An 11,497-nucleotide genomic window follows, 5' to 3' on the forward strand; every position below is an offset into this window, starting at 1 on the left:
GGGAAATAGGATAACGCGGCAGGACGGGGTAAGTCATCCTTTAAGCACGGCCGTGCCGCAACTAAGTGGCAACATGTTGCGACTTGCTCACAAACATGGCAACGATGGAAACAGTTCCGGGAGCAGCAAGCCCGCTCCGGCATCAGCGATTCAGCACGCGCACATTGCTGACCGCCGGTGGCGCGGCGGAACGGTTTTGCAAGGTGTAGACCAGCGACAGCAGGGCCAGCGTCTGCACGCTGCGGTCTTCGCGCCCGGTGCCGGCCGACTCCGCATAGGGCGGCACGCTGAAGTGCTTGTCGCGGTAGTTCACGGCGACCGCGGCGCCGGGCGCCGGCTGGCAGCATTGCATGCGGAACAGGTAGGCCTGGCGGTGCCGGCCGATGCGCATCGCCACGGGCTCGATGCGGGTCGCGTCCGTCGCGTTCTGGTAGCGGCTGAGTTCACCCAGGTAGTACATCATCGATTGCGTGGAGCGCAGCACGAGCCTGGCTTCGGCGATGTCCGGCCCTGCCGCGGCGCGCGGTGCGGGCGTCTTTGGATCGGCGGGCTTGTCTTGCGGACGGCGCTTGTCGCCCGGGCCACCTACCGAGATCGACAGGGTGGAAAGCGCCTTGCCGATCTGCTTCAGCGTATCGGCCACCGGCGGTTCGGCCGGGCCGGCTGCGCTGGCGGTGCCGGAATCAGCGGAAAGCGCGGCAGGAGCGTCGGCAGGAGCGTCGGCCACGGCTGCCTGCACGGCATTGCCGTCGATGGCGCAATCGGCCGCGCCGGCAATGCCGGACTTGCCCGAGCCATAGGAATCGAGCTTGACGCCCGCTTCCCTGGTCACCTGCGCGAGGCGGTAGTAGCGTGGCGCGCCGGCCTTGCGCGTGCCGGGTTCCGCGGCCAGCTGCCGGCCTTCGGCGTCCACTTCCACCGGCACCAGCCCGGCGTTTTTCGCCGTGGTGATGACACCGACATCCGCCAGTCTTTCAGCCGGGAACGGCTCGCCGAAAAACTCGTGCGACGTGGATTCGGACAGTACCAGCCGGCAGCCGGCAACCACGTCGACCAGCGCGCCGAATGCCGGGAAGGTTTCGTTGCGCGGGCTGTTGACCAGGTTGTGCAGCAGGTTGCCGTGGCTGTCGTAGGTTTCCACCGCGCCCACGAACATGTACAGCAGAATCGGCAGCGGCCAGCCCTGGCTGGCGAAATAGGTCATCAGCCTGGCATCGACCGGCGTCGTCAGGCCGTTCATGAATTCCTGGGAAACGAGACTGACGGTATCCACCGCCGATGCCGATTCGAGCGTGGGCCGCAGGGCGTAGTAGGGCGCCGCCGCGCCGCCGAACGGGATGTCGAGCCCGACGATCGGCGTGCCGAGACCGCCGCCACCGGGCGAGGCGCGCACCGCGTTCACCTGCGTGAAATGCATCGGCATGCGCTCGTGCGCGCGGGCGATGTTCAGTACCAGGTAGGCATTGTGCGCATCTTCCTGCACGATGTTGGACGTGATCGCGCTGCGCACCAGCGGCCCGGAACAGCCGGCCAGCAAGGCCGCGGACACGGTGGCGGCCACGCAGGACCGGAAGGCCGTGCGCAAGCGGGATTCGTGCGATGCCCGTGTGACGCTGCCGTTCCGCTGCCCTGCCATCCTGTTCCTCCGCGCGATCGATGAAAAGGCAGGCTAAGGCGCGCACTATTGAATGTCAATGAAATAACTTTTCGTAAGTGGCAATACAAGCTCACAGCAGCGACAGCGCCGGCGGGCCATCGCGACCCAGCCAGGTGGCATCGAAGCGTTGCTGCGTCGCCGCCAGCGCCGCAGCGTCGCCGCGTTGCCGGTACACCTCGACGAGGCCGCGCAGCGCCCAGCCATTGCCAGGGGTACGCGCCAGCGAGGCGCGGAAGGTCCGTTCGGCGGCATCGAGCCGGCCGGCGCGCAGCTGGACCGCGCCGAGCGACTGGCGCACCGGGTAGTACCAGTAAGGCGGCTCGGTGTAGGGCAGCGTGTCCTGCACGTCCACCGCTTCCTGGTACGCCGCCAGTGCGGCCGGCAGGTCGCCGCGCGCATCGGCCAGGCGGCCGGCGGCCACGGCCCGCGCCGTGCGCACGATGGCCCGCGCCGGCACGTTCGCCGCCTCGACCGGGGCAAAGTCCGCCGTGCGTTCCAGCGCCGACAGCGCGGCGACTTCCCGCTGTGCCGCGGCGTGGGCCCCCTTGCGGGCGTGGCCGACGGCACGCGCGTAGTGCCACATCGCCTTCACCAGCACCAGCCCGTTGCCGGGGTCGGGCAGGGCCAGCAGCGCATCGGGGCTGGAGAACTGCACGTGCGAGAAGTAGGGCGCCGCCTTCACCGGCTGCATCATCGCGAATTCCTGCACCAGTTCCGCCGGCAGTGCGCGGTCGAGCTTGGCGGCGGCATCCAGCGCCGTGGCGCCGTCGCCGCCCATCAGCGCCGAAACCATCACGAAATGGATGTTGTGCGGATAGTAGGCGCCCTTGTACACCGCATCGCTGGCGGCATTGCCGAAATAGGCTTCGTCGGCCGCGATCGCGTCCTGGTTCGAACGCAGCGCTTCCCGGTACAGGCCCACCCGGTAGTAGATGTGGGAGGGCATGTGCACCAGGTGGCCGGCGCCCGGCGCCTGCGCCGCCAGCAGCCGGGCGGAGGGCAGCGCCTTTTCCGGATGGCTCGATGCCTCCACCGCATGGATGTAGTAGTGGGCGGCGCCCGGATGGCGCGGGTTGCGTTCCAGCACGCGCTCGAGCGCATCGACCATCTCGGCCGTGCGGCCCTTGGCCCGCGTGCCGGCGGCTTCCCAGTAATCCCATGGCGCCAGGTCCATCAGCGCTTCGGCGAACAGCACCTGCACCGTGTCGTCGTTGGGGAAGGCGCGCGCCGCATCCGTCATCGCTGCCGCGTAGGCCTTGTCCAGCGCGGCCCGGTCGGCGCCTGGCGAAGCTGCGTAGCGCCGGGCCACCGCGCGGATCAGGGCCTGCTCGACGGGTGTGCTCCGCGGTGCCAGCTTCGCGGCTGCCTGCGCCGCGGCGAACGCCGGTTCCACCGCCTGCGCGAACATCGGCGCATTGATGTTGGGACCCAGCACCAGCGCCTCGCCCCACCAGCACATGGCGCAGTCCGGGTCGAGCGTGCGCGCGGCGTTGAAGGCGCGCGCCGCCTCGGCATGGTTGAAGCCGAACGCCAGCCGCAGGCCCTGGTCGAAATAGGCCTGCGCCTTCGGCTGCTTCGTGGTGACCGGCACGTGCAGCGTGCCCAGGTTGCCATACAGCGGCGGCATGCCTGCCGGTGGTGTCGCGCTGTCGCTGGCCGAGGGCCGGAACGGCGCCGTTTCGGCCTGCGCCAGCACGAGTCCCGCCGGCAGTGGCGGAGGACCCGGCCGGGCCGACGTGCACACGGGCGCATCGGCCGGCAGCGGGCCGGCTCCGCCGCGCCGCTCGGCCAGCGAGGGCGCCAGGACCGCCGTGACGGCGGCGACGGCGGCCGCGGCCGCCAGTACCGGTTTCGCTTTCATCATCCCTCGCTTCGAACGTTATGGGTGTAATCGATTTGAATGCCGGAGGCAGGGCGGGTTCCGGGTCTTGAATGGCGTTATGTGTAGAATCAAGTTACGTCATTTCTCCGGGAATGCAATGCCGAAGCTGGCCTGGGTCCTGTTGCCGCTGGCGCTGTACGGCGCCGGGTTTTGCCTGGCGCTGGCGCGCGGCAGGGCACCGTCGCGCCACGGGCTGAACGTGCAGCTCAGCGTGCTGCTGATGGGCTATCTGCTCGCCACGGCCGGGCTGGGCATCTTCTGGGTGGCGAACCAGCAGTTGCCGGTGTTCGACTGGCACTACCTGTTTGGCTACGGCACGCTTGCGCTGGTGGCGCTGCACCTGTGGTTCAACCTGCCGGTCGTATGGCGCACGTTGCGCGGCGGTGGCCGCACCACGGCCCGGACCACGGCCAGGACCGCTGCCGGGCCGCGGCGTCCGCTGCCGGCGCTGGCCATCGTGGCCGCGGCGGTCGTAGCGTCAGCGGGCGCCGGATATCTGGCGGGCGCGTTGCGCGCACCCGCTCCGGCGGCGGTGGCGCTGGAAGACGACGTGGCTGCCGTGGTGCGCTTCCACCAGCACTCGTCGCTATCGCGTACCGGCGTGTTCGGCAGCATGCCCGGCTTCGACTGGGGCGACGCGCCGCCGCCGTTCAAGCGCTATCCGGATGCCGCGGGCATTGCGCTCGGGCCGGTGGCCGGTGCGGGCACCGCCCTGTCGGCCGCCCTGCGGGTACCGGCTGCACGAACGGGAGCGCCCACGCTGGCGGAAGCGGGCACGCTGCTGCAACTGGCCGCCGGCATCACGCAGCGGCGCGGCGGGCAGGTGCTGCGTGCCGCGCCATCGTCCGGCGGGCTGTTCCCCAGCGAGCTGTACCTGCTGGCTCGCCGCGTCGAAGGGCTGGCGCCCGGCATTTACCATTACGACGTGGCAGGCGGGCGCCTCGCTTCGCTGGGCGCGCTGCCGGCGATCGACGGCATGCCGTCCGCCACCGATGCCGATGCCGCCATCGTGCTCACGTCCATCTTCCACCGTTCCGGCTACAAGTATCGCGAGCGGGCCTGGCGCTATGCGGTGGCCGATGCCGGCCACCTGCTGGAAAACCTGCGCGTGGCGGCGCACGCGGCGGGGCTGCATGCAGCGCTGTCATCGCGTTTCGACGAAGGCCTGCTGGCCGGCGCGCTGGGCGTCGATGGCGTGCGCGAAGCGCCACTGGCCGTGATGGAATTGCGCCGTGACGGCGGCCCGGTACCGGCCGCGTTTGCGCCCGCGTCGATACCTGCATCGGCAAACCCCGCCGCGCTGGGTGCCACCAGCCGGATACAGCAGGCCACGTCGCTGCGCATCCCCGCTCTCCGCAACGGGGCCACCATTGCCCTGCCGGCACCGCAGCCATCCGCGATGCCGGTGGCCCGGGCCATCGCCGAACGGCGCAGCAAGCGCCGGTTCACCGCCGCTGCCGTGCCGCTGCCGGTACTGGCGTCGCTGCTGGCCGACCTGCGGCAGCCGGTGCAACTGTCCGCCGCCGTGCGCATCCATCTCGTCGTCAATCGCGTGCAGGGGTTGAGACCGGGGGTTTATCGTTACGGGCCGGGCCATGGACTCGAACGCGTGCGCAGCGGCACGTTCGCCGCCGCCGCGCGCTCGGCCGCGCTGGCCCAGGACGCGATCGGCGATGCCGCCGTCGTGCTGGTCCTCGCCGCCGACCGCCGCACCATGCTGGCCGAAGGGGCGCGCGGCTACCGCCATGCCTTCCTCGAAACCGGCCTCGTCGGCGAACGGTGGCTGCTGGGCGCCACCGCCCGCGGCCTCGGCGCCTGCCCCGTGGGGGCGTTCTACGACGACGAAGCCGCCGCGCTGGTCGGTGTCGATGGGCGACGCGAATGGGTGCTGCACTTTGCCGCGCTGGGCGTCGCGGCGCCGCAGTAAATGCCCTGCCGATGGTAGACTTTCCGCTTCCCCCCAGCCATTTTTCGTCATGCCCGACCTTCCCGCCGCCGATATCCACCTGCGCAGCTACGGTGCGCAGCGCGAGTCCGACCGCCATGCGTTCGCGCAGCTGGTGCTGCCCGTCGCGGGCACGGTGCTGCTCGACATCGAAGGGCACGAAGGCCGGCTCGATCCGCTGCATGGCGCACTGGTGGCACCTGGCGCGTGGCATGCGCAGTGCGGTACCGATGGCAACCGGTCGGTCATTGTCGACATCGGGGACGACAGCGGTTTCCTCGCGCAGGGCGACTGGCAGCGCCTGCTGGAACGGCCGTTCACGCCGCTGGCGGCGGCCGCGCGCAAGCTCGTCGAGTACATGGCACTGATGCATGGCACGCCGGCGCTGCGCCCGGCGCTGGTCCATGGCTGGGTGCCGCTGCTGCTCGATGCGCTGGCGCAGGCCCCGGCCCAGCCCCGGTCCAGGCTGGCCGCGCTATGCGCCGGCATCGAAGCCGGGCCGGGACAGCCATGGACGACGGCATCGATGGCGCGGTACGCCGGCGTCAGCATCAGCCGGCTTCATGCGCTGTTCCGGGAAGAGCTCGATGCGACGCCCCATGCATGGCTGATGGCGCGGCGGCTCGGGCGTGCCTGCGAATGGCTGGCGGCCGGCAGCGGTACCATCGCCGAGGTGGCGCTGGCCGCGGGCTTCACCGACCAGAGCGCGCTGACGCGGGCAATGCGCGCCGCGCTCGGCACAACGCCGGCCGCGTACCGCCGCGCCAGCCAGGAGAATGGCGCAAGAACGCGCGAGGAATCGCCAAGAAAATAAGGCCGCCAACGTCGAGAATCTCCTTTTCGAGGAGATTCGAGATGGTCGAACATCACCGCCGCGGTATCGCCGCGGGCATCGCGGCCGGCGCCGTCTGGGGGCTGATCTTCGTGGCCCCCGGACTGGCGCCCGGTTTCACGCCGCTCCAGCTCTCCGCGGGCCGCTACCTGGCCTACGGCATCATCGCCGCGCTGCTGCTTGCGCCAACGTGGCGCGCCGTGACGGCGCGGCTCACGGCGGCCGACTGGCGCGCGCTGGCCGGCCTGGGGCTGGCCGGCAATATCGTCTACTACGTACTGCTGGCCGCCGCGGTGCAGGCCGGCGGCGTGGCCATGGCGTCGCTCGTCATCGGCCTGGCGCCGATCGCCATCACGCTTGCCGGCAGCCGCGACCGGCACGCTGTGCCGCTGCGGCGGCTGATGCCATCGCTGGCACTGAGCGCGGCCGGCCTGGCCTGTATCGGCAGGGATGCGCTGTCTACGTCGGGTTCGCCAGTCGGCTTGCTGTGCGCGCTCGGTGCACTGGTTTCGTGGACGCTGTACGCGGTGTGGAACAGCCGCGTGCTGGCGCGGGCGGGCACGGTGTCGGGTGGGCAGTGGAGCTTGCTGGTTGGCGTGGTCACGGGGCTCGAGGCCCTCGTGCTCGCGGTACCGGCCTTCGTGTGGACAGAGGGGGCGCACGAGGCGGCCGCATGGTGGCGCTTCATCGGCGTCGTTAGTACCGTCGCCCTGCTGTGCTCCGTGTTCGCCAATACCTTGTGGAACTTCGCCAGCCGCGCCCTGCCGCTGGCGCTGACGGGGCAGATGGTCGTGTTCGAGACGCTGTTCGGCCTGCTGTACGGCTTCCTGTGGGAAGCACGCTTGCCCACGCGGTACGAAAGCGCGGCGATCGTGCTGCTGGTGGCCGGCGTGGTGGCCTGCGCCGTGGCACATCGCGGCGACAGGCCGCGGCGGGCGCCTGCAGGCGCCCAACCGCAGCCCTTGCCTTAGCGCTTGGCCGCGCTGGCTTCGCGCAGCACGCGGAACTCGGACTCCTTGCCCCAGTTCGGCCAGTCGCGCGATTCGGCCAGGTCGCGGCCCACGCCATACAGCATCTCCAGGTCGCTGGCCATGCCGGTGAACGGCCACTTCGGATTCCACTCGTCGGCCGGCTGGTGGTAGCGGTCCTTCGTGTAGTTCTCTTCCTCGGCCTTGCCGGCCGCGGTGCCGCCGGCGACCCAGTCCTCGCCAGAACCGAACGATACCGCCGGCACGCCGCGCTTGGCGAACGGGAAGTGGTCGGAGCGGAAGAAGTAGCCCGCTTCCGGCTTCGGATCCGGCGCGTAGGCCTGGTTGCGTTCGCGCGCCTTGGCGACCAGGCGGTCCAGCAGGTCCAGCTTCGCGCTGCCGGAAATCGTGAAGTTGCGCGACGGGCCGTGCGGGCTCAGGGCGTCGACGTTGATCACGCCGACCGTCTTCTCCAGCGGGTAGAGGGGATTGGCCGCGTAGTACTCGGAGCCCAGCAAGCCTTTCTCTTCGGCCGTCACGGCCAGGAACACCACGCTGCGCTTCGGTGCCGGCGCCTGCGCATAGGCGCGCGCCAGTTCGATCAGCGCGGCCATGCCGGTACCGTTGTCGACGGCGCCGTTGTAGATCTTGTCGCCTTTGGCATCCGGCGCGCCCACGCCCAGGTGATCCCAGTGGCCGCTGTAGATGATGGTTTCGTCGGCACGCTCGCTGCCCGGAATCAGCGCCACCACGTTGCGCGACTTGATCACCTGCGCATCGACCGCGTAGCGGGCCGACAGCGTCACGCCGGCCAGCGGCACCGGCTTGAAGTCGCGGCTTTGCGCCTGCTTCTTGGCCGCGTCGAAATCCAGGCCGGCGCGCTTGAACAGGTCGGCCGCGGCGTCGCGCTGGATCCATGCTTCCATCGGCGCATGCGATTTGGCCGGATCCTTGCGCACGATGTCGTACATGACGTTGGTGTTCGAATTCTTCACGGTGGCCCAGCCGTACGATGCCGGCGCCGTTTCATGCACGATGATCGTGCCCAGCGCGCCGCGGCGCGCCATCTCCTCGTACTTGTAGGTCCAGCGGCCGTAGTAGGTCATCGCCTTGCCGCCGAAGTCGCCGGCACCCGTTTCGAAATCCGGATCGTTGATCAGCACGATCGCCAGCTTGCCCTTCAGGTCCTGGCCCTTGAAATCGTCCCAGTTGCGTTCCGGCGCGGTGACGCCGTAGCCGGCGAACACCAGCGGCGCGTTCTTGAAGTCCACCAGCGGCTTGCCGTTCATTGCCGCGCGCACCGCCATCTGCTCGCCCTGCGTCCACTTCAGCGCATCCTTGCCGGCGTGGACGGTCAGCGCCACCGGGCCCTTGATCTGGAAGCGGCCCAGCGGCACTTCCTGCGTCCAGCCGCGCTTGCCGCCGGCGATGTCGCCGCCCGGCTGCGCACCGGCCGCCTTGAACTGCTCGACGAGGTAATCGACCGTTTTCGTCTCGCCCGCGGTATGCGGCTCGCGCCCTTCGAAGGCATCGGAAGACAGCACCTTGACGTGCTGGGACAGGCGTTGCGGGTCGAATGTCGGGGTGGCCGCATGCGCCGCGAACGCGGCCAGCAGCAGCGTGGCCAGCAGGGTTTTTTTCACTCGGGATCTCCATGTGTCAAACGATGAAGCAGCAAGTATCGTCCGAACGGCCGCCGCGGTAAACCCTTCAGGGCATTTCGGCGCCTTCGCGCCTGCCGGCGTTCTGCAGGCCGATCCGGTCGTGCTCGAACGACTGCGCCAGTTCCTGCCGCGCTTCTTCCTGGATCGAGATCATCTGCGACTCGTCGCGGAAGTGCGGGAACATCGCTTCCAGCGTGGCCAGGTTGTGTTCGCGGAACCTGGTGCGCGCCAGCTGCGCGCTGGCTTCGTCGATGCCCAGCTGGCGCATGGCGTGCTCGCCGATGCGCAGCGCCGCTTCGAAGGTTTCGCGCTCGACGATGTCGACGCCCCGTTCGCGCAGCTCGAACAGGTGCGTCACGTTGCGCGCCCGGCCGATCATCTTCAGGTGCGGGAAATGCTCGCGCACCAGGTCCGCCAGCCGCAGGCTGGTGTCCATGTCGTCGATCGCATTGATCAGCAGCACCGCCTTGTCCGCCTCGGCGGCGCGCAGCAGGTCGAGCCGCGTGGCGTCGCCGTAGAACACCCGCAGGCCGAAGCGGCGCAGCATGTCGATCAGGTCCGGATCGTTGTCCAGCACCGTCATGCGGATGCCGGAGGCGGCCAGCATGCGGCCGGCGATCTGGCCCACGCGGCCGAAGCCGGCGATGATGACGCGCGCGCCATCGGGTTCGATGGTGTCGGCCGGCTTCGGCGGCACGGCGTGCAGGCGCCGGCTCAGCCGCTCGGCGCCCGCCATCGCCAGCGGCGTCAGCGCCATCGATACCGCCACTACCAGTACCAGCGTCTCGCGCCATTGGGCCGTGAGCACGTTGGCGTCCTGCGCCACGGCCAGCACCACGAAGGCGAATTCGCTGCCCTGTGCCAGCAGCCCGGCGAACGGCCAGCGCTGCACCGCCGGCACCGGCAGCGCGCGCGCGGCCAGGCCGAGCAGCACCATCTTCAGCAGCACGTAGCCGACGGTCAGCGCGGCGATCCACAGCGGCGCCGCGGCCAGCAGGCCGAAATTGACCGACATGCCGACCGACGTGAAGAACAGCCCCAGCAGCAGGCCCTTGAATGGTTCCAGGTCGGTTTCCAGCGCCTTGCGGTATTCGGAGCCGGCCAGCAGCACGCCGGCCAGGAAGGCGCCCAGGCCCATCGACAGGTCGGCCAGTTCCATCAGCTGGGCGATGCCGAGCACCAGCAGCAGCGCGAACGCCGTGAAAATCTCGCGCAGGCCGGTGCGGGCGATCAGCCGCAGCGCGGGGCGCATCGCATAGCGGCCGACCAGCAGCACGCAGGCCACGGCGGCGACGGCGAACAGCGGGTTGAAGTCGGCCGCGCCGCCGCCGCCCAGCAGCGGCACCGCCACCAGCAGCGGGATCGCCGCCATGTCCTGGAACAGCAGGATCGCAAAGGCCGCCTGGCCGGCCGGCGTGTTGTCCAGGTGGCGTTCGTTCATGTTCTGTACCGCGATGGCTGTCGACGACAGGGCCAGCGCGATGCCGGCCACCAGCGCGCCGAGCCACGGCATGCCGAGCAGCCAGGCCACGGCGCCGAGCACGAGGCCGCAGGCCGCCATCTGCAGTGCGCCGCCGCCCAATACCAGACGGCGCATCGCCACCAGCTTGGCCGGCTGCAGCTCCAGGCCGATCAGGAACAGCATCAGCACCACGCCGATCTCGGCCACGTGGCCGATCAGTTCCACCTCGCCGATCAGGCCCAGCCCCCACGGGCCGATGATGGCGCCGCCGATCAGGTAGCCGAGCACCGAGCCGAGGCCGAGGCGCTGGGCCAGCGGCACCAGCAGCACGGCGGTAACGAGGAAGACGATGGGTGTGAGCAGCAGGTCGTGCATGGCGTCGTGGGTTGCAGTTGAGCAGGTTGCAATGGTACGTCTTCCTGGCACTGTCCGCGGCGCATTTGCTATGCTGCGAAGTTCAACGAATTACGGAGCGAATGATGGTCTCGTTGCAGGAACAATTGATGAAGGCCGGCCTGGTCGACAAGAAAAAGGCCGCCAAGGTCCACCAGGACAAGAGCAAGCAGAAGAAGGAAGCACTGCGCAGCGGCACGGTGGTGGTCAATGAAACGAAGGAAGCGGCCCTCGAGGCGCAGCGCCGCAATGCCGAGCGGGCACGCGAATTGAACGCGCAGCGCGACGCGGCGGCGCAGCAGAAGGCGATCGCCGCGCAGATCGCGCAACTGGTGAAGCAGAACCGGCAGCCGAAGGGCAACGGCGACATTGCCTACAACTTCACGTACGGCACGAAGGTCGAGCGGATCCATGTGTCGGCCGCCGTGCGCGACCACCTGGTGGCGGGGCGGCTGGTGATCGTCGGCCAGGGCCAGACGTTCGAGCTGGTGCCGCGCGTGGTGGCGGACAAGATCGCCGAGCGCGATGCGTCGCTGGTGGTTCGCGTCAGCAAGCCCTCCGCCGCCGTGGCAGCGGAAGACGATCCATATGCCGACTACAAGATCCCGGACGACTTCGACTGGTAAGCGGCGTTGGCGGCCGGCGGCGCAATTGTGTCATAAAGGAAAACACACTGTTGCATTTCCGCTGAAAG

At 69.5% G+C, this 11,497-nt stretch carries 8 protein-coding genes; 4 read left to right on the forward strand and 4 right to left on the reverse strand.

Annotation, left to right across the window (positions count from 1 at the left end; all coding sequences use genetic code 11):
* Positions 1 to 142: 142 nt before the first annotated feature.
* Both FHS02_RS19305 and FHS02_RS19310 read right to left on the reverse strand, forming a co-directional pair.
* Positions 143 to 1,585 carry a hypothetical protein gene (locus FHS02_RS19305; RefSeq protein ID WP_137315953.1) on the reverse strand — a complete coding sequence of 481 codons (1,443 nt, stop codon included), beginning with the start codon at positions 1,583 to 1,585 and terminating at the stop codon, positions 143 to 145.
* A 142-nt stretch (positions 1,586 to 1,727) separates the two neighbouring features.
* Positions 1,728 to 3,521 carry a tetratricopeptide repeat protein gene (locus FHS02_RS19310; RefSeq protein ID WP_137315954.1) on the reverse strand — a complete coding sequence of 598 codons (1,794 nt, stop codon included), beginning with the start codon at positions 3,519 to 3,521 and terminating at the stop codon, positions 1,728 to 1,730.
* A 115-nt stretch (positions 3,522 to 3,636) separates the two neighbouring features.
* On the opposite strand from FHS02_RS19310, the gene FHS02_RS19315 reads away from it, so the two are divergent.
* Genes FHS02_RS19315 through FHS02_RS19325 form a run of 3 tightly spaced genes read left to right on the forward strand, consistent with a single transcriptional unit; the run spans position 3,637 to position 7,287 of the window.
* Positions 3,637 to 5,466 carry a SagB/ThcOx family dehydrogenase gene (locus FHS02_RS19315; RefSeq protein WP_137315955.1) on the forward strand — a complete coding sequence of 610 codons (1,830 nt, stop codon included), beginning with the start codon at positions 3,637 to 3,639 and terminating at the stop codon, positions 5,464 to 5,466.
* A gap of 49 nt (positions 5,467 to 5,515) precedes the next feature.
* Positions 5,516 to 6,298 (forward strand): helix-turn-helix transcriptional regulator, encoded by a 783-nt coding sequence (locus FHS02_RS19320; RefSeq protein WP_137315956.1) that lies wholly within the window; start codon positions 5,516 to 5,518, stop codon positions 6,296 to 6,298.
* Positions 6,299 to 6,339: 41 nt separating this feature from the next.
* The gene (locus FHS02_RS19325; protein ID WP_137315957.1) at positions 6,340 to 7,287 is read left to right on the forward strand and encodes a DMT family transporter; all 948 of its coding nucleotides are present in this window, start codon (positions 6,340 to 6,342) and stop codon (positions 7,285 to 7,287) included.
* Here FHS02_RS19325 and FHS02_RS19330 read toward each other — a convergent pair.
* Together FHS02_RS19330 and kefC are read right to left on the reverse strand one after the other, a co-directional pair.
* Entirely contained in the window at positions 7,284 to 8,927 is a 1,644-nt protein-coding gene (locus FHS02_RS19330) for a M28 family metallopeptidase (protein ID WP_137315958.1), read from the reverse strand. The genes FHS02_RS19325 and FHS02_RS19330 overlap by 4 nt on opposite strands.
* A gap of 67 nt (positions 8,928 to 8,994) precedes the next feature.
* Positions 8,995 to 10,785, reverse strand: coding sequence for a glutathione-regulated potassium-efflux system protein KefC (gene kefC / locus FHS02_RS19335; RefSeq protein ID WP_137315959.1), 1,791 nt, complete (start codon positions 10,783 to 10,785; stop codon positions 8,995 to 8,997).
* Between the two features lie 104 nt (positions 10,786 to 10,889).
* Here kefC and FHS02_RS19340 point away from each other — a divergent pair, with 104 nt between their 5' ends.
* Complete coding sequence (locus FHS02_RS19340) at positions 10,890 to 11,429, forward strand: DUF2058 domain-containing protein (RefSeq protein ID WP_137317650.1); 540 nt, start codon at positions 10,890 to 10,892, stop codon at positions 11,427 to 11,429.
* Positions 11,430 to 11,497: the final 68 nt, after the last annotated feature.

The sequence above is a fragment of the Pseudoduganella umbonata genome (assembly GCF_014192225.1).
In the GTDB taxonomy this organism is placed as follows: Bacteria; Pseudomonadota; Gammaproteobacteria; order Burkholderiales; family Burkholderiaceae_D; genus Rugamonas; species Rugamonas umbonata.